This is a genomic window from Streptomyces sp. NPDC006435 (genome assembly GCF_040612315.1).
Lineage (GTDB): Bacteria > Actinomycetota > Actinomycetes > Streptomycetales > Streptomycetaceae > Streptomyces.
On the sequence record NZ_JBEXPY010000052.1, the window covers coordinates 17,239 to 36,511 of the forward strand.

The following is a 19,273-nucleotide window of genomic DNA, read 5'->3' on the forward strand; positions in this document are numbered from 1 at the left end:
GGCCGGACCTCCTCGACGAGGGTCCGGCCCCTTTACGGCCGGGTCGCACCGGGCGGGACGGTTCAGACCATGTCCTCGGCGCGGATGCCGCCGCTGGCGAGCGCGAGGGCACCGAGCTGGAACCGGCTCTGGGCACCGAACCGGTCGGTCAGCTTCTCCGAGAGCCGGCGCACCGTGCGCAGCGAGACGTCCATCCGGCGGGCCGCCGCCGCGTCCGTGAGCCCCTGCGCCCACAGCCGGAGCACGTGCTGCTCCTGGAGGGAGAGGTTGCCACGGGTACGGGGACGCGCCTCCGCGAGCGGCAGGGCCTCCTTCCACAGCCGGGCGAACAGGGTCGCGAAGGCTTCCGTGACCGACTCGACGCCGCACGCCATCGCGCCGACCACACTGCGGCCGCTCATGACCGGCACGACGGCGTGCCTGCGATCGGAGACGATCATCCACACCGGCAGCGACGGCAGGGTGCGGACGGCGCCGCCGCACTCCTCGTTCCGGCGCAGGCGCTCCGTCGCCTCGGGGTCGTTGCGGACGCTCTCCAGCACGATGGCGCGAGCGGGCGTACCGCGCCGCCGCAGGATCTCGTCCAGCGAGTGACCGGCCTCGAAGGCCGCCGCGTCCGGCCGCTCGACCGGTCCGACGGTCAGCCACTCGTTCGCGCACTCGTCGGCGAGGAAGCTCATGTGCCGCCACACGGCGTCCGCACCGGCCAGCCACTTGACGTCCGGAACGCTTTCCCGGCCGCCGCGCCCGCGCTCCGACAGCAGCCGCGTCACCTCCAGCCGGCTGCCCTCCACCTGGAGCCGGTGGCGGGCCAGTTCCTCCTGCTGCCGGGTGAGCATCGCCGCCAGCCCGACCTCCGGGTCGACCGGCCGCCAGCCGCTGGCGGAGTCGCCAGGGACGACGAGCAACAGGGCGGACAGCCGCTCCAGCCCGTCCCGGACCGTTTCCTCGGTCTCCTGCAGTTGCTCGGCCAGCTCGGTCACTTCCGAGCCGGGCCGGTCGACCATCGATATGTACACCCTCCGTGCAAGGGAATCGATACCCAGAGAGGTCCGCATGTCCTGCGCTCCTGTATGTCTTGTCGTACGGCACCTGTTGGTTGTGGGACACGAGTCGAATCCGGGCCGGCGGCGCTCCCTCGGGACGCCACCGCGGGAACCGCCGGCCGGAGATCAGTAGAACGGGTGTCGCAGCGACGGCGGATGCGGGATGTGCCCCCAAGTTCCTTCGGGACGACTCCTCGTGGGGCGGACGGGGCACCCCACGGGCGGTTTCCCGCGGCCGAGGCGCACACCGGGCCGGGACACCGCCGAGCACGCCGTCCCGTCCGCGGGCCGCCGCTGATCCGCCCTCCGGGTTCGCCGCCCGGCGCGATTGGACGGAAACCGCACAGGCCGCAGCAGCGCTGGGCGACCGGACGGTCGACCGGACCGCCGCGTGCTCACGACGACCGGGCGACCGGCCCGGCTCTGCGGGCCCGCACGACGAGCGGGCACGGCGGACCGGGCCGTGCGGTGGCGGCCGGGGCACGGGCGTCCCCCATGGCACGTCGCGCCTGCCCCCATATACCCGCCGGGCCGACCACCTGCCCGTACGCCCCTCGGCCGGACGGCACCCGGTCGCACGCCGCCGGCCCGCCCCCTCGGGCGGTCACGGCCGCCACCGGCCGCCCTCCGGCACCGCGGCGCTCCGTACGCCCCGCTGCCCCACCGGTCAGTGGGCCGAGGAAATGGGGGACAGTCCCCCATGCGGGATCCCGGCACATCTGCGATCTTTGCCCCGTGGCAGGCCCGGCCGCACACACGACTCCACCGACCGCGCCCCTCGGCCCCGCCCCGCGGGGCTCCGCCGCACATTCCGCCGGGGTGTCAGGTCACCCGGCGCCCGCTCAGAACAGTTCCAGACCCTCGCCGCCGGTGTCCACGACGACTGGCCGGAACCGGGTGGGGAGGTCGTCCAGGCGGTCAGGACCGGCCGCGGCGGCCACGGCGGGGGCCGTCTCGGCCAACCAGGCACGGAACCGCTCGGTGGCTTCGCGGTAGGTGACCCGCGCCAGGACACGGTGCTCGCCGGAGGGGCAGAAGTCGACGGCGACGGTGAGCAGGCAGGAACGGGGCGCGTTCTGACTGCCTGTCCAGGACACGCGCAGGACACCGCAGGGCTTGCGCCCGCGTGGGGCGCGGTGGGTCGGGCGCAGCGACCGGCAGGCTATGCGGGCGGTCCACGCGGCGAGGTGCGGCAGGGGCAGGGTGGTACGTGCGCGACAGCCGGTGCAGCGGTGCCAGTGGCGGAGCCAGTCGCCGGCGTCGGTGCGGAAGAGGCGTTCGTAGCGGTTCGCCACGCGGATGTCGTTGCTGTACAGGTGGTCGGGGCGTTCCTGGGTGTTGCAGGACTGGCAGACGGGGGCGCGGACGTAGCCGTGTTCGTGGCAGTGGTCGAGCACGGTGGCGGGCGCGGTGCGGCAGACGGCGCATGCCCACCCGGCCACCTTGCGGGAGGTCCCGGGCTTCCGGCTGAGCACCGAGTACAGCCGGCCTTCCAGCTCCTTGCCGTACGGGCGCAGCGGGACGGCGGGGCCCTCGGGGTCCGTCGTCCGCCGGCCGCCGGTGTCCCGGGCCTGCCGGGGGAGGGAGGACGCCTCGGTGACGGCCGTGCCCGCCCGGCGGGCCGGCGCGGTTCGCACCCACTGCTTCTCGGCGTGCTCGGCCGCGTCCAGCAGCCTGACCACAGCGCGCGGCAGCCACCACGTGCGCTGCGCCCCGCCGCGGGTCTGTTCCACCAGCAACTGTCGCCAGTCGATCCCCGCCAGATGGGACGGCCGGCCGACCTCGCGTCGTGCTGCCCGTTCGGGGTCGCCCGGCCCCTGCAGTTCCCCCTTCAGTTCCCCCTTGACGCGTTGGCGCCAGAGCAGCGGCGTTTCCCCGTCGCGTTCCTGCCCCGACGCACCACGGAACGGACCGACGCGAACCAGGTCCCGCCGATCCATCCCCACCGCGTTCAGTTCCGCGGCCGCCCGGCGCACCTCGCCCTCCGGAACATCCCACTGACCGTCGCCCGTCCTCACCGTCGCCACCGCACGGCTGCCGAGCAGGACGTATCCCGCCCGGGCACGGGCAGGGGAGCAGGTGAAGGCCCCGGAAGCCGTCGGCACGGCGCTGCCGGTCGTCAGATCGACCCACAGGGCGTCCGCGGCAACCAGGGTGATCAGGCCGTCCGTGCGACCGGGCATGACACGCTCCGACATGTCGACAGACTAACGGCCTGCGATGCGGCGACGGAGCCCGAACCCGGACGGATCGAGCGACGGAGTTCCGCACGCGAGCACCGAAGGCCGGTCGACGTCCCGGTGGCCATCGGCGAGGACGACCGAGGGCCCTGCCGAGCCGTGCAGGGCCGCGCTGGCACGATGTCGGGCGTAGCGTCGGCCTGCTGGGCCTGCTGGGCCTGCTGGGCCGTGGGCACGGACGGCCGGGACGCCGGAGGTGCAGCGGGGTCTCGCGGGGAAGAGGGACCGGCGCGAGCGTGAGGTGCACGAGGAGGAGCCATGAGCAGGAAGCGAAGCCCGCGGGGCCGGGCGCCCGGCAGGGGCGTACGGCGGCTGTGGCTGCTGCCCGACCAGGGTGGGGACGAGCCGTTCATCGACGTCCAGGAGGACGGTCACGGGACGCTGAACGTGCAGGTCGACCGGGACGGTCGGCATGATCGTTTCCGCTTCGAGGTGACCGCGCAGCAGATCGCCGCCGCAGAGCGCAGCCCACTTCGGTGTTGGGCCGTCTACGTCGTGCTCTTCGGTGAACTCGCGGTTTTCCACGCCGACGCCGTCCCGGCGCGCCCGCCGGGAAAATGCCGGCGGGTGATCGACATGATCCTCGGGGGCGCCGATTCCCAGGTCGAGCAGTACTTGACCATGACGAACAAGCGCTTCCGGGGCGGTCTTCGGGATTCACTGGCGACGTTGTGCCAGGTCGATCTGACACGTTCCCGGGACCGTGAGGCGTTCGAGAAGCGGCTGTGGTTCGGCGCCGAGCCGTCGATCGTCAGCGACGCGGAACGCGCCCGGCGTGCGCAGGAGGCGGAACGCAGGGCAGCGGCCCGGGCGACCGCGGTGCGGCAGGCCCTCGAACCGTACGACGACGCCCTCCTGATGGCCGAGCACGACGACGCCGTGCGACGTGTCATCGACCTGCTCGGCTCGAACCCGGTGATCAGCGAGTTCGAGGTCGGTGCGCCCGCACACCACGACCGGTACCTGACGTTCGGTTCCGGCGGCGAGATCATGCTCCGGGACGGGGTGGTGACGGCGGTCCTCTTCCACGTCCGGCCCGGCGAGACCGCGCCGAGCGGCTTCACGGGGCTCGGCACCCTGATTCCCGGGCTGAGCCGGGACGCCTCGAAGAGCCAGGTCGAGGAGGCACTCGGCAAGCCGATCACCGGACGCACGGGCCCGAGCTCGACCCACTCCATCGGGCACGGGTTCGTGAAGGTCTTCTACGACGGGTGGGCCCCGAAGGACGAGCCGGGTCACCTGAAGCTCATCCAGATGACAGCGGAGGACACGTACGCCGGGACCGATCCCGCCGACGAGCGTTGCCCCGGCTGCGCGGGCACGCTGATCAGGGCGGCATCGGCGCCCGGCGGCGTCGATGTGGACGCGACGATCGCAGTGTTGCGTGCCGGGGTCGCCGTCGGCCGTCTCCGCCGGGCGCACAACCGGGTGGCACTGGACGACATGCTCCGCCTGCACGGTTCCGGACTGATGGAACGCGTCGAGACACGGTTGAGATGCACGATCTGCCACCGGAACATCTTCTTCGCTCTGCACCGCGACGCGGACCCGACCTTCGAGTACGTCTCGCTCGACGACGCCTCTCGCCGAACCCCGGAGCGGGTCCCGCCGGTGGAGCAGTGGGGTGACGCCGCCCGGATCGCGCGGGAGGCGCAACGCCCGGAACGGATCGCGACCGACGGCAACAGCTGGGTCCTGTATGCCGTGGGCGAGCAGCTCTTCCTGAACGCGCGCTGCTGGTACAGCGCCGTGGACGGGTCGAGGCTGATCCGCATGGACGCCGCCGAGACGCGGCAGTACGAACGCGACGGTGAGGCCTATCTGTCCCGGCTGCAGGAGGCGATCAACCGCACCTGGACGAGCAGCGAGGATCCGTGGCGATCACGCGACCTGACACTGAGCGGGATGTCGGACGAGGAGGCCATCGAGGCGAGCCTGGCCGCGGCGCAGGAGGACCAGGCATGAGCGGGCGGAGCGTTCCCGTATCCCCTCTGCACAACGATCAGCACCTCAGGGAGCCGGCCGCGCAAGGCCGACGCCTGTCGGGGGTGGGTCCGGCGGAGGTCCGAACCCACCCCTGGGCAGCTCTCTCGGAAACCGGCGTCCTCGACCGGGGCACGGGACGGTTCCCCCGCAGGGGCGACGCGGCTACTTGGCCAATTTGCCGTCGGGCCGCACGGTGAACCACGTGCTGTTCACGCCCTGGCCGTTGGTGTCACCGGGCTTCTTGTCGCCGGTGTACCAGTAGAGCGGCCAGCAGTCGATGGTGAGCTGCTTCGTACCGTCGGGGCGGGTGTACGGGATGATCAGCTTCGGGTCGATTCCCTCGATGTCCTTCTTGTCGACGAGTTCGGCGGGCTTCCATTCCTTCAGGCAGGCGCCCTCGCAGTTGGACTTCATCGGCCAGGCGGTGTCCTTGGTGAAGCGGTAGAGCGTGCGCCCCTTGCCGTCGCGGACGATCGTGCCCTGTTCCTCGTCGTCGACCGTGGACAGGGCGGGCAGATCCTTCGGCTCGCTCGGGGCCTCCTGCACCGGCGTCTTTGCCTTTGTGCCGTCCGGCGCCGCCGCGAACCAGGTGCCGCCGACGCCCTGACCGAGGGTCTGCCGGGGCGCCGTCTCCTGCGCGTAGCGGTACAGCGGCCATCCGGCGAGGGTCAGCTGCTTCGTGCCATCGGCGCGCTTCACCGAGCCGAGCAGACCGGGGGCCAGGCCACGGCCCGCCTTCGCACCGTCGGCGGGCACCGGCGGCCAGGCCGCGGCGCAGTCGCCCGCGCAGTTGGAAGCGGGCGGCTTCGCCGTGTCCTTGTCGAAGCGGTACAGGGTGAAGCCCGCGCCGTCCGTCACGACCGGGCCCAGCTCCTCGCTCTTCCAGACGCTGAGCCGGCCCGCCTGCGAGGGCTGCGTACCGTTGCCCGTCGAGGCGGCGCGCCCGGCGGAACCGGTGGTGGTCGCCGCCGTGCCCCCGGAGCTTCCGCAGGCCGCCGTCAGCATGACCGCGGCTATCGTGAACGCGGCCGGGACATAGGTGAATTTACGCATGGGTATCCCTCTTTCGGGAAGCTGGAAGTGGTTTCTTGCTGTATTGCTGAAGCAATGGACCGCCCCGGCAGCAGGGGAGGAGTCGGCCGACTGCCGGGGCGGAGTTCCTGGTCCCGGAATTCTTTCCGGTCGGTCACTGTCACTGTGAAAACGGCCGCTGTGGTGGGGAGGTTCAATTCCCGGGGAATTCTTTTTCCGGGTCGCGGACCGTCAGACCCGCCCCGTGCCAGCCCCCGCCGACGTCTGCGTGGGAACGACCACCCGCAGACCGAGTACGCCCAGGTCGACGCTGCCGTCCCTCTCCGCGTACCACCTCCAGTGCGCCCCGGGCACGTCGCCGACCGCCAGCACGATCCAGCCGTCGCCCCCGGATCCCGTGAGGTCCGCGAGCGCCCGCGCCTCCTCGGGGGCCGGCGCGTCCTGGAGGACGATGAACCCGGTGACCTCGCCCGTACGGGCGGCGCCACGTATCAGGCCGACACCCAGCTCCTCGGCGGAGTCGAGAATCTCCTCGGGGGCCTTGCCCTTCACCTCGGAAACGGAGCGGACCCGGACCAGGCCGTTGAGTCCGGGCAGGGTGCTCGCGCCCGGGTCCACCGCCACCACCACCGTGTTCTGCCGCGGCAGTTCGAGCAGGCCGCGCACCAGCGCCGCCAGGGTGTCCTGGGCGACGACGAGGTCACCGCTGACGCTGAGGGCGCCGTTGATCTGCCCGAGATCCACCATGACCTGCGCGCCCCGCTCGCTCACCCCGATGCGGGCGAGGTGCGGCAGCGCGAGCGTCACGCCGGCCGCCGGATCGCCCTCGACGACGGAGGGCAGCCCGGTGCGTTCCCAGCGATTCGGTTCGAGCGCGGTCCACGGCGCGGGCGCCGTGTGCGCCCCCGAAACCGACGCGAGCAGCTTCGTGGGTTCGGCGAGGACGCTGTAGACCCGGACCGGACGCCCGGCCTTCGCCGCCTCGGCGGGGATCAGTTCGCGCAGGGCCTGCCGCACCACCACCGGCGTACGGGTGTCCGCCGCGAGCCGCCGCGCGAGCGCGCCCCGCCGACGCCGCCGCAGCGCGAGCGCCAGACGGCGCGGCAGCCGGGGCCGCAGCACCCGGGCGGCCCGCGCGGCCCCGGAACCGGTGGCGCGCAGGGCCCGGCCGATCGGACGCCGCGCGACGATCACCACGGTCAGTACGGTGGCGCCGACGACACCCCCGATCAGCCAGGGCGACCCGAGCCGGTCGCCGAGCCCGGCGAACGGTCCCGCGCTCCGGCCGGCCGCGGCGCGCGTCGCGGGGGAGGCGCTCTGCGGGGGACGCTTCGCCGAGGTGGCGCTCTCCTCGGGCAGGACACCGAACTCCACACCGGGACCGTCCGCGTCCTCCGGCAGGATCAGCGGGAAGCCCGGGGGCAGCTGATCGGGGCTCACGAAGGCCGAACCGTCCGGCAGTTGGCGCCCGCTGTTGAGGACCAGGATCTCCTCGAACCGGTCGCCGTCGCCGAGGGTGCGCTCCGCGATCCCGAACAGCGTCTCCTGCTCGCCGCCGTTCTCCTGCGCGGACCTGACCACGTAGTACTTCGTCACCTCGTCGGCCCGGAGCACCCGGAGCTCCCGGGAAGGCCGCATCCGTACGGTGGCCGGAGCCGGTGCGGAGTCCAGCACCCGTACGGAATCCGGAGCCCGCACGGACCCCAGCGCCTGCGCCGGTGCGGGCGGCACCAGCCAGGTGACGGCCGCCAGGCCGCACATCGCCGTCACCCTTGCTGCCATGTGCCACGGCGTTGTCCGCCGTGCGTCGTTCGTCGTCCTCGGGGCGTCGCGCATCTTTCTCGTCCTCCTCCGTACGGGGCCTGGTGACGCGCACCGCTGGTGCGTCGGCCGTCACACGCGCGGAACCCCGGAGCGGTTCAACGAGCTGAACCAAAACGTGGGACGCCCCGTTAGGGGGTGCCGAACGGGCGTGTAGTCGGGAGGAGTTGGAAATGGCGCGTCGGCACACCACGGGCTGGGAGGTGCTCGGGTTCGGTGAGGACCCGACCCCGGGGAACCCGGAGGCGATCAGAACACTGGCCAGGACCTATCAGGAGCTGGGCGACGGGGCGGGCGAGGCGGTCGACCTGCTGCGCGCCGACGGGGCGCTGCGCCGCGGCAAGGGCCAGGCGATGGACGCCCTGAAGACACGCATCACCAAGGACCTGCCGGGGCTCCTGGAGAAGACCCGGGATTCCTTCCGTACCGCCGCGGGCGCCTACGACGAGTACGCGAACACCCTGACCGACGCCCAGGACCTGCTGGACCGGGCCATCGACCAGGGCCAGGAGGTCGCCGCCACCGCGAGGACGGAGGTCCCGGCCCTCGCCGAGGACGCCACCCCGGAACAGGCCGAGGCCCACCTGATGCAGCAGGGCGAGGTGAGCGCCGCGAAGGAGGCGCTGTCCGCCGCCGAGGAGCTCGGCAGGGCGGCGCAGCGGATGCGCGAGGACGGATCGAACAAGGCCACGGTCATCCTCGACGAAGCCGCCGAACAGGCAATCCCCGCACGGGACTTCATCAAGCAGTTCGGTGACTTCCTCGCGGACAACCCGCTGGTGGAGATCATCGCCGGTGTCATCATCGGCATCGTCGCCGTGTTCTTCCCGGTCATAGGTCTCATCCTGGGCGGGATCCTGTTCGCGGTCTCGATCATCCGGATGGTTTCGCAGGGCAAGCTCGACGCCGGTGAGATCGTCATCGGCCTGCTCACCCTCGTACCCGGTGGCGTGCTGCTCGGCGGGCTCGGGAAGATCGTCGGGGCGGCGGGGAAACTGGCGAAGTTCGCGCCGTTCCTGGCCAAGGTGGGGAAGGGAGTCGGGACCGCCTCCGGGGCGGTCTCGGCGGCCCTGAAGAACTCGACGTTCGTCCGCAAGATCATCGACCCGCTGTCCAAGGGGCTCGTGGGCATCAAGGCGTCCCCCGGTCTGGCCCTCGGCGCCAAGTTCGCGATCGATGTGACCACCGAGTTCTCCCTCGGCTTCCTGGCGAGCGGGATCACGGCGGTGGTCGACAGGAAGAAGTTCGACGCGGCCTCGGCCGCCACGGGCGCCGCGCTCGGCGCCGCCACGGCCGGTGCCCTCACCCTGTTCGGCGGGACGAAGTTCGCCACCAGCATCAAGGACGCCTTCACCACCAAGGGCAAGTTCAAGAGCAACATCGACAAGGCGTTCTCCGCGAACACCTTCGGTTTCACCGACGGCAGGTTCAAACCCGGCGACCTCCTGTTCGTCGACACCAAGGGCGCGCAGAAGACCGGCTTCCACGGCATCAACGGCACGACCAAGTCGGACCCCACCACGGGCGAGGTCAAGACGAAGGTCACGACCCCGGACGGCGCGAAGACCGAGACGAAGATCACCCCGCCCGGCCCCAAGGCCGACCAGGTCGAGGCCCCCGACGACCTGCCCTTCGGAGTCCCGGGGCCCGAGACGTCGACGACCACCACGACACCCGACGGGTTCACCTCGACGACGGCGAACGGCACGAACACCATCAAGAGCCCGGACGGGGACGTCATCACCTCGAACGGCACCACGACGACGATCGACACCCCGATCCAGGGCCCGACCACGAAGGAGAAGATCATCGGCGGGCTCGGCGGCGAGTTCGCGCCCGCGCAGTCGGAGAAGCCCACGCTCTCCACGGAGCTCGGCCCGAACGGCGGCTTCACGACCTCGGGATCGTTCGGCGAGGTCTCCAAGGGGCCCGACGGCACCACGACGTTCAGCTCGTCCGGCGACGGCGGCGGCCCCACGCCGGAGTTCACCGTGAACAACAACACGGTCTCCACCCCGGCCGGCCTCACCCTGACCGACAACGGCGGCTCCACGACGGTGAACGGCGGTGGGCTCGGAACGGACAACCAGAACGGTGTCAACTCGGTCTTCAACGGTGCTCCGGCGGGCCAGCCGGTGGTGACCCACAACCCCGCCGACGGCAACGTCGACATCAACTTCGGCAACACCACGCTGGGCGGCAACACGGGGAACCCCGGAGGCGGATTCGCCCTGCCGGACGGCACACAGGCCACCGTCGGCAACAACGGCAACGTGAGCGTCGTCAACGGCGACGCCGGCGGCCAGAACGTCAACCTGCCCCCGGCCAACGCGGGCGGCCCGGTCATCTTCACCGACACCAACGTCAGCACCAGCATCCCGCCGGGCGGCGGCGCCACCATCACCACGCCGGGCGGCGCCGCCACCACGCTCGACAACACGGGATTCACGGTGGCCACCGGCGGCCCCACCCCCGAAACGGTGCAGTTCAACGGGCCGAACAACTCGCTCGACGTGACCCCGCCCGACGGCAGGCCGCCGGTCTCGGTCGGCCCGGACGGCTCCGTCACCACCGGCAACATCACGACCGACGGCGGTGGCGGCGGTACGGCCACCGGCGGCGGGGGGAACGTGGAGTTCTCGCCCACCGAAATCAAGTTCAGCACGCCCGACAACGGAACGATCACCGTCAACCCACAGGGAAAGTTCGACCTGAACCCCTCCGGCACCCAGCCGCCGATCACGGTCGGCCCGAACGGGGACATCGCCGTGGGCCCGAACGGCACGGCCCCGGTCACCTTCACCGGCCCCGACGGCACCGCCGTCACCACCAAGCCCGGCGGCGGCCTCGACGTGACGCCGCCCGGCGGTCAGCCGCAGGTCTCGGCGGGCCCGGACGGCGGCGTCACCGTCGGCGGGATCACCACGGACGGCAAGGGCGGCGGTACGGCAACGGGCCCCGGCGGCAAGGCCGAATTCTCACCGCTCGACATCAAGTTCAGCGCCCCGGACGGCACGGCGTTCACCATCAACCCCAACGGAAAGTTCCACGTCGACGGCATCAGCCACGGCGCGGACGGCGTCACCATCGGCGGCTCGACCACGGTCGACAAGGACGGCTCGGCGAGCATCGCCCACGGCGACCAGGAGATCAACGTCGCTCCCGACGGCACCATCACGGCCAACGACGCACAGGGCAACCCGGTCCCGCCGGCCGTGCCGCAGCCGACCCCCGGAAACCCGGTGAACGCGGGCAACACCACCATCTCCGTGAACAGCGGCGGCGGCCACTCGGTCACCGTCCACGGCCCGAACGGCGCCACGGTGACCGTCGGCAGCAACGGCACCACGACCGTCAGCAATGGCCCGATCCAGGCGAGTCACGGCCCGAACGGCATCAGCGGCAGCGTGGGCACCGCCAACCCGGTCCAGGTCGGTCAGAGCCCGGGCGGTGTCACGACGGTCAGTCAGAACGGTACGTCGGTCAGTACGGGCGGCAACGGTCCGACCACGGTCGGGCCGCAGGGCGGGCCCGCCTCGGTCACCGTCGACCCGCCCTCGGGCGGCAACCCCGCCCAGGTCACCACCGCCGACGGCAGCACCACCAGCGTCCACGAGGACGGCACCGTCACCAAGTCCGCGCCCGGCGGAACCGGCACCCAGACAGTCAGCACGGGCGGTCCGGACAACACCACGATCATGGTCGACAACAAGGGCACCACGACCGTCGGCAACGGTCCGATCCAGGCGAGTCACGGCCCGAACGGCACCGGCGGCAGCGTGGGCACCATCAACCCGGTCCAGGTCGGTCAGAGCCCGGGCGGTGTCACGACGGTCAGTCAGAACGGTACGTCGGTCAGTACGGGCGGCAACGGTCCGACCACGGTCGGGCCGCAGGGCGGGCCCGCCTCGGTCACCGTCAACCCGCCCGACGGCGACACCCCGACACAGATCACCACCTCCGGTGGCAGCAGCACCACCCTGACGGCGAACGGCGCCCAGACGGACGTCAACGGCAACAACACCGCGAACAGCACGATCAACAACGACGGCACCATCAGCAACAACGCCCCGGCAGGCCCCAACAGCACCGTCGTCACCGGGGCGAACGGCACCACCGTCGCCGACAACAACGGCAACTTCGGCGTGGACAACACCGGCACCGTCACCAACGGCCCGGTCACCATCACCGCCGGTACCGACGCCGACAACAACCCCGTGGCCACCTTCACCGACACCGGAGCCGCCGGTGCGCAGGCCGATGTCGGCACCGACGGCGTCAGCACCCAGGGCATCGACACCACGGTCAGCCCGGGCGGCGGCGTCACCGTCACCCACCACCAGACACCCGGCGGCCCGCCCACGACCGTCAACTCGGGCGCCGACGGCACGATCACCACGAAGACCCCCGACGGGGCCGAGGCGAAGGTGCCGCCGCGCCCGAACCCCGCGGGCGGCAACCCGGCCCCCAGCACGATCACCAGCGCCAACGGCGCCACCCTCTCGACGGACGGACAGACCACCACCTTCAGCAACGACGGGTTCACGACCACCATCGGCAACGACGGCAACGGCCCGGCCACCACCACCGTCCACCACGACTCCGGCGTCAGCCACACCGTCGACAACAACGGCCAGGCCACGGTCGACAACTCGCCGAGCGGCGCGGACATCACCGGCACCAACACCCAGGTGACCGTGAACACCCCGCAGCAGGAGGGCTGGGGCCTGTTCGGCTCGCCGGAGATGACCGGCGGCCAGAACACCCTGTCCAACGGCCCGAACGGACCCACGATCACCACACACGGCGCCGACCCGGTCCACGAGCCCGGCAGCACCGTCGTGCACGGCCCGAACGCGGACGGACCCGACGGCGAGTTCTCCGTCACGTACGGACCGGCCACCGGCACCTTCGCACCCGGCGGTGTCACCGGCCTCGGCCCCTCCGGCACCCATCTCGACCCGGTCACCAACCTTCCGATCGACACGGCGGGCAACCCCATCGGAAACAACCCCGGCGACACCACCATCAGCACCGTCACCGGCGACGGCAACAGCGGCATCACCGTGCCCACCCCCGGCGGCGGCCCGGTCGTCCACCACGACGGCTTCCATGGCGGCAACACCGGCATCGACACCAACAACACCACCTTCGGCAAGAGCCCCGGCGACGGGGAGAACGCCGGTACGCCGGGCCAGAAGTCCGACATCCTGGACGGTCCGCACAACCCCTACGACCGCGGCCCCGCGCCGGGCCCCGAGACCTTCACGGTCGGCGGCAACACCGGCGGTCCCTCCGCGGACATCCCGGTCGGCGGCAAGGACGGCTCCACCGTCCACGGCGGCCCGTTCGACGTGAAGGCCAACGGCGACGGCACCTTCGACGTGTCCGTACCCGGCAGCAACCAGCCCGGCGACAAGGTGACCGTCGGATCCGACGGCAGCCTCACCGGGCCCGGCGTGGCCCAGACGGCGCAACCCGGAGCAGGACAGGAGGGGCCCGCCGGACCCCCGCAGATCACCTTCAGCAACAACACCACCGTCACCGGCGGGCCGGGCACGGCACCCGCCGTCACCCCCGCCGGCGGCGGCGCCACCACCACCTTCGCCAACGGCGCCGCCACCACCACCGACCAGGCGGGCAACGTCACCATCACGCAGAACCCGGACGGAACCACCACGTTCAGCAACACCGCGGGCGGCGAGAACACCACCTTCACCGTCACCAAGGACGGCGTGGAAGGCACCGTCACCACGACCGACGCCAACGGCAACCCGGCCACGTTCGACGTCAAGGTCAACAACAACGGTTCCGTACAGGTGAAGGACGCCAACGGCAAGACCCTCACCGAGATCGACGCCAACGGCTCCTTCAACGAGCAGCACACCCCGATCCACGACTACTACGCCCACGCGGGCGGTCCCACCTCCGTCACCGAGCTCCACGAATACGGCTACGAGGCCCTCACCAGCATCCTCAAGGGCACCGTCGGCCAACTCGTCAACTTCGGCTACGAGGTGGGGGCCAAGGGTGCCGACGCGCAGACCACCGCGGAGAACGCGGGCATCAAACTCGGCTACGGCGTGGGCAATTCGCTGGCCGGCAAGAAGATCGAGAACGACCACGGATTCAAGACCAAGGGACCCGAGGTGCCCCTCTCCTCGATTCCCACGAAAACCATCGGAGCCGTCAACTCCAACCAGGACACCGATCTGGCGAATCCGCCGGAAGAAGTCCCCATCAAGGTCTGAACCGAATGACCGCACCCCTCGTGTGTGGGGCACGGGTCCACGAACGGCCCATGGAACAACCTTCCGCACCATCGACTCGGAAACAGGAGACATCCCGATGGCCGATTACATCGTCAACGACGAGAAGACCAACGCCTGCGCCACGCAGACCATGAACGAGTACGAGATCGCGGTCGCCCAGCTCAACAAGATCAAGTCCGACCTGGACGCACTCACCGCCGACGGCTACAACACGCCGTCGGCGAGGAACGACTTCCAGCCCTTCGTGCAGGAGTACACGGACAACTACGGCAAGGTCACCGAGGGCCTCACCGGCATCTCCGAGTACATCAAGAAGTACGGCGAGGGCATGACCCAGTTCGACTCCGAGATGGGTTCGAGCCTCCGCAAGTGACCCCGCCGGAACATCGGCCTGGCCGGCCCCTCGCCGGTCCGGCCCGGCCGATGTCCCGCACCCCTGGCGACCCCCGTGCCCAAGGAGCACTGACGATGCGTCTGACCGTCACCGCCGTCGACCCGGAGCAGGGTCAGACCGCGGACATCATGATCGAGGCCGACCCCGAGGCCCCCGCGGGCGAACTCGCCGCGCAACTGCACCGGCGGCTGCGCGGCGGCACCCCGGACACACCGCCCGTCCTGTACCACGGGGCCACCCCGCTCCCCGCCGACCGCCCGATGGCCGCCGCCGCCCTGCGCTCCGGCAGCCTGCTGTCCCTGGACGCCCCCGCACCCGAGGCGGGCCCGGAGCCGGACGGCGTCGTGGAACTGCGCGGCATCGGCGGCGCCGACGCCGGCGTGGTGCTCCGGCTGTCGCCCGGCGACTACGAGATCGGCTCCGCCGCGTCCTGCCGCATCCAGCTCCGCGCCGAAGGGCTCGCGAGGACCGCGGCATGCCTGAAGGTGCACGCCGACGGCACCGCGACCGTACGCTCCGTCGAACAGGACGGCGTCACCCGGGACGGCACCGAGACGCGGGACTGGACGGACTGGCCGCTCGGCGGCGTCCTCACCGTCGGCCCGGCCCTGCTCGAACTGGCCGCGCCCTCCGTGCCCGACGCCGCCCTCCAGCCCTCCGCCGACGGCGTGGGACTCGACTACAACCGGCCGCCCCGGCTGCTGCCCCCACTCGTCGACAACCGCTTCCAGCTCCCCGTGCCGCCAGGCAGACCCACCCGCAACAAGCTCCAGCTCGTGCTGATCTTCGCGCCGCTGATGATGGCCACCGTCTCGTTCGTCATCTTCGACAACCCCAGGTTCCTGATCTTCGGTGTCCTCTCCCCGGTCGTCGCCCTCGTCTCCCAGTTCTCCAACAAGCGCCGGGGCAAGGAGAGTCACGAGGAGCAGCTCAAGGAGTACGAGGAGAAGAAGGCCGCCCTGGAACAGGACGTGGACGAGGCGGTGCTCGCCGAGCAGCACGCCCGCCGCCTGGCCGCCCCGGACCCGGCATCGGCCCTCCTGATCGCCACCGGCCCGCGACAGCGGCTGTGGGAGCGCCGCCGGCGCGACGACGACTTCCTGCTGATGAGGCTCGGCGTCGCCGACCGCCCCGCCTACGTGGAACTCCAGGACCCCGCCGAGCCGGAACACCGCCGCAGGGTCGACCGCATCACGCACTCCGTTCCCGTGACCGTGCCGCTGCGCACCTGCGGCGTCATGGGCGTCGCCGGAGGCGACATCGCCGAGCCGCTGGTGCGCTGGCTGATCGCCCAGGCCGCCGTCCTGCACAGCCCATCCGACCTGCGGATCTGCATACTGTCCGGCACGGGTGGCGCGGACCGCTGGTCCTGGGTGCACTGGCTGCCGCACTGCGCGCCGCTCGGCGAGGACACCATCTCCCTGGTCGGCGCGAGCGCCGAGTCCGTGGGCCGCCGCATCGCGGAACTCACCGCCGTGATCGCCGCCCGCCGACAGGCCGGCGACCGGGCACCGCGCGGCGGCGCCGTGGGCGAACCCGACGTCCTGGTGGTCCTCGACGGCGCCCGCAGACTGCGCTCCCTGCCCGGCGTCATCCAGATCCTCCGCGACGGGCCGGCCGTCGGTGTGTACGCGCTGTGCGTGGACGACGAGGCCCGGCTCCTGCCCGAGGAGTGCGGCGCGGTGGCCGTGGCCGGACCGGAGTGGCTGCGAGCCGAGCAGGACAACGCCGACCCCGTCGACGAGGTCCGCATGGACGCACCGACCCGCTCCTGGTGCGTGGGCGTGGCCCGCGCGCTCGCGCCGATCCGCGACGTGGGCGACGACGCCGACGAGAACCTGCTGCCCGCCTCCGCCCGGCTCCTCGACGTACTCGGCCTCGAACCACCCACCCCCGACGCCGTCGCCGCGCGCTGGGTGATCGCCGCCCGCAGCACCCGCGCCGTCATCGGCGAGGGCGTGGACGGCCCGTTCGCCGTCGATCTGGCTGCCGACGGGCCGCACGGCCTGATCGCGGGCACCACCGGATCCGGCAAGTCCGAACTGCTCCAGTCCCTGGTGGCGAGCCTCGCCGTCGCCAACCGGCCCGACGAGCTGAACTTCGTCCTCGTCGACTACAAGGGCGGCAGCGCCTTCGCCGAGTGCGAGGACCTGCCGCACACCGTCGGCATGGTCACCGACCTGGACACCCACCTCGTGGGGCGGGCCCTGGTCTCCCTCGGCGCCGAACTCAAGCGACGCGAGCACATCCTCGCCGAGGCCGGGGCCAAGGACATCGACGACTACACCGAGAAGCGCACCCGCCGCCCCGAACTCGCCCCCATGGCCCGGCTCGTCCTCGTCATCGACGAGTTCGCGTCGATGGTGCGCGAACTCCCCGACTTCGTCTCCGGACTCGTCAACATCGCCCAGCGGGGCCGCTCCCTCGGCATCCACCTGATCCTCGCCACCCAGCGGCCCTCCGGCGCGGTCACCGCCGACATCCGCGCCAACACCAACCTGCGGATCGCCCTGCGCACCACCGACACCGGCGAGAGCCGCGACATCATCGACGCCCCCGACTCCGGGCAGCTCTCGCCCCGCACCCCCGGCCGCGCCCACGCCAGACTCGGCCACGCGGCGCTGCTCCCGTTCCAGACCGGCCGGATCGGCGGCCGACGCCTCGACACATCGGCCGCGGACGAGGACCGCCCGGCGCCGGTGCTCACCGAACTCCATTGGGAGGCCCTCGGCGCCCCGATACCGAGGCCGGACGCCCAGGAGGACACCTTCCAGCCGGTCACCGACCTGTCGGTACTGGTCGACGCGGTACGCGACGCGGCCACCCGGCTCTCCGTACCGCCCGCCCGCCGCCCCTGGCTGCCCCCGCTGCCCGAAACCCTCACCCTCACCGACCTGCCCACGCCTCCCGGGGCGACCGAGGACGGCCGGCTCACCCCGGTGGCGTACGGCCTCGTCGACGTCCCCACCGAGCAGACACAGCGCCAACTCGCCTTCGACCCGGACGAAATGGGCCACCTGTACATCGTCGGCTCACCGCGCAGCGGCCGGTCCCAGACGCTGCGCACCCTCGCCGCCGCTCTCACCGGCGCCCACGGCTGCGCCGACGTCCACCTGTACGGCCTCGACTGCGGCAACGGAGCCCTCCAGGTCCTCGGCGGACTGCCGCACTGCGGCGCGGTGGTGGACCGGGGCCAGATCGAGCGGGTGGCCCGCCTCCTGAACCGCCTGGTCGCCGAGGTCGGACGACGCCGTGAACTCCTCGGCAGGCGGGGCGTCGCCGACCTCACCGAGCTGCGCCGCACCCTGCCCGAGGCGGAGCGGCCCCCGCACGTCCTGCTGCTCGTCGACCGGTTCGAGGCATTCGAGCGGGACTTCGCCAGCTACGACCAGGGCAGCCTGATGGACGCCATGACCCTCCTGATGCGCGAGGGCGCGAGCGTCGGAGTGCACCTGGTCCTGTCCGGCGACCGCATCCTCGGCCAGAGCCGGTTCTCCGCCTCCACCGAGGACAAGCTGGTCCTGCGCCTCAACGACCGCGCCGACTACTCCATGGTGGGCCTCAACGCCCGCAACGTCCCCGAGGAACTCCCGGCCGGCCGGGGCGTCCTCGCCAAGGACACCGACAGCGCCCAGGTCGCGTTGATCCCCGGCCCCGACGGCACCGACGCCACCGGCGCGGGCCAGGCCCGGGCACTCGACGCACTCGCCGAACGGGTCGCGGAACGCGACGCCGACGTACCCGCCGAGCGCAGGCCGTTCCGGGTGGACGTGCTCCCCGACGAGCTGGACTTCGCGGAGGCCCTCGCCCGCAGGCCGCGGAACACCTCCCCGCTGTGGGCGATGGTCGGCGTCGGCGGCGACGAACTCGCCGCCATCGGCACCGACCTGTCACAGGTGCCGTCCTTCGTGGTCGCCGGCCCGCCGAGGTCCGGCCGCAGCACGGTGCTGCTCACCATGGCGAAGTCGCTGACCGGGTCGGGCACGAAGATCGTGGTGATCGCACCGCGCAATTCACCGCTGCGCGGCCTCGCCGGACAGCCCGGCGTCGTGGAGGTCTTCACCGACGCCGACGTCGCGGTCGCCGACTTCCGAACCGCGCTCGGCAAGGTGGACAGCCCCGCCGGAGCCATCCTCGTCGACGACGCCGAGATGATGATCAATTCCGAGCTCGACACCGACTTCGTCGCGCTCGCCCGAGGCAGCGCCGGGGACGGCTGGGGCCTGATCGTGGCCGGCAACAACGAGGCGCTGCTCGGCGGCATCGGCGGCTGGCAGGCCGCCGTCCGCCGCAACCGCTGCGGCGCCCTGCTCGCGCCCCGCCTGATGGGCGACGGCGAACTCGTCGGTGCCCGACTGCCACGCGGTCTGATGGGCCAGGACAGTGAACCCGGCCGCGCCCATCTGCAGCTCGGCGACGGCCGCTTCACCACGGTCCGCGTGCCCGCGACGACGGTGGACTGACCGGCAGCACGGCGTGCCG

Annotated in this window: 8 protein-coding genes; 4 read left to right on the plus strand and 4 right to left on the minus strand. The window is 71.9% G+C overall.

The genetic code is table 11. From position 1 onward, the window contains the following. Positions 1 to 62: 62 nt before the first annotated feature. Positions 63 to 1,007: a helix-turn-helix domain-containing protein gene (locus ABZZ04_RS33505; RefSeq protein WP_356935991.1), complete on the minus strand. Its 945-nt coding sequence runs from the start codon at positions 1,005 to 1,007 to the stop codon at positions 63 to 65. Positions 1,008 to 1,888: 881 nt separating this feature from the next. Then, positions 1,889 to 3,244 (minus strand): endonuclease domain-containing protein, encoded by a 1,356-nt coding sequence (locus ABZZ04_RS33510; protein WP_356935992.1) that lies wholly within the window; start codon positions 3,242 to 3,244, stop codon positions 1,889 to 1,891. A 300-nt stretch (positions 3,245 to 3,544) separates the two neighbouring features. On the opposite strand from ABZZ04_RS33510, the gene ABZZ04_RS33515 reads away from it, so the two are divergent. Continuing rightward, a complete protein-coding gene (locus tag ABZZ04_RS33515; protein ID WP_356935993.1) occupies positions 3,545 to 5,251 on the plus strand; it encodes a hypothetical protein in 1,707 nt (568 codons plus the stop codon). A 183-nt stretch (positions 5,252 to 5,434) separates the two neighbouring features. Here ABZZ04_RS33515 and ABZZ04_RS33520 read toward each other — a convergent pair whose 3' ends face one another. Next, complete coding sequence (locus ABZZ04_RS33520; protein WP_356935994.1) at positions 5,435 to 6,325, minus strand: SCO0930 family lipoprotein; 891 nt, start codon at positions 6,323 to 6,325, stop codon at positions 5,435 to 5,437. A 210-nt stretch (positions 6,326 to 6,535) separates the two neighbouring features. Further along, the gene (locus ABZZ04_RS33525) at positions 6,536 to 8,086 is read right to left on the minus strand and encodes a hypothetical protein (protein ID WP_356935995.1); all 1,551 of its coding nucleotides are present in this window, start codon (positions 8,084 to 8,086) and stop codon (positions 6,536 to 6,538) included. Positions 8,087 to 8,298: 212 nt separating this feature from the next. Between ABZZ04_RS33525 and ABZZ04_RS33530 the strand changes: the two genes are divergently transcribed. From ABZZ04_RS33530 to ABZZ04_RS33540, 3 genes are all read left to right on the plus strand, one after another. Continuing rightward, a complete protein-coding gene (locus ABZZ04_RS33530; protein WP_356935996.1) occupies positions 8,299 to 14,376 on the plus strand; it encodes a hypothetical protein in 6,078 nt (2,025 codons plus the stop codon). A 97-nt stretch (positions 14,377 to 14,473) separates the two neighbouring features. Further along, complete coding sequence (locus ABZZ04_RS33535; protein ID WP_356935997.1) at positions 14,474 to 14,770, plus strand: hypothetical protein; 297 nt, start codon at positions 14,474 to 14,476, stop codon at positions 14,768 to 14,770. A gap of 95 nt (positions 14,771 to 14,865) precedes the next feature. After that, the gene (locus ABZZ04_RS33540) at positions 14,866 to 19,254 is read left to right on the plus strand and encodes an FtsK/SpoIIIE domain-containing protein (protein WP_356935998.1); all 4,389 of its coding nucleotides are present in this window, start codon (positions 14,866 to 14,868) and stop codon (positions 19,252 to 19,254) included. Positions 19,255 to 19,273 lie beyond the last annotated feature (19 nt).

Coding starts and splice junctions, on each gene's coding strand:
- ABZZ04_RS33540 (WP_356935998.1), top strand. CDS start 14,866: ATGCGTCTGACCGTCACCGCCGTCGACCCGGAGCAGGGTCAGACCGCG.
- ABZZ04_RS33525 (WP_356935995.1), bottom strand. CDS start 8,086: ATGGCAGCAAGGGTGACGGCGATGTGCGGCCTGGCGGCCGTCACCTGG.
- ABZZ04_RS33510 (WP_356935992.1), bottom strand. CDS start 3,244: ATGTCGGAGCGTGTCATGCCCGGTCGCACGGACGGCCTGATCACCCTG.
- ABZZ04_RS33530 (WP_356935996.1), top strand. CDS start 8,299: ATGGCGCGTCGGCACACCACGGGCTGGGAGGTGCTCGGGTTCGGTGAG.
- ABZZ04_RS33520 (WP_356935994.1), bottom strand. CDS start 6,325: ATGCGTAAATTCACCTATGTCCCGGCCGCGTTCACGATAGCCGCGGTC.
- ABZZ04_RS33515 (WP_356935993.1), top strand. CDS start 3,545: ATGAGCAGGAAGCGAAGCCCGCGGGGCCGGGCGCCCGGCAGGGGCGTA.
- ABZZ04_RS33535 (WP_356935997.1), top strand. CDS start 14,474: ATGGCCGATTACATCGTCAACGACGAGAAGACCAACGCCTGCGCCACG.
- ABZZ04_RS33505 (WP_356935991.1), bottom strand. CDS start 1,007: ATGGTCGACCGGCCCGGCTCGGAAGTGACCGAGCTGGCCGAGCAACTG.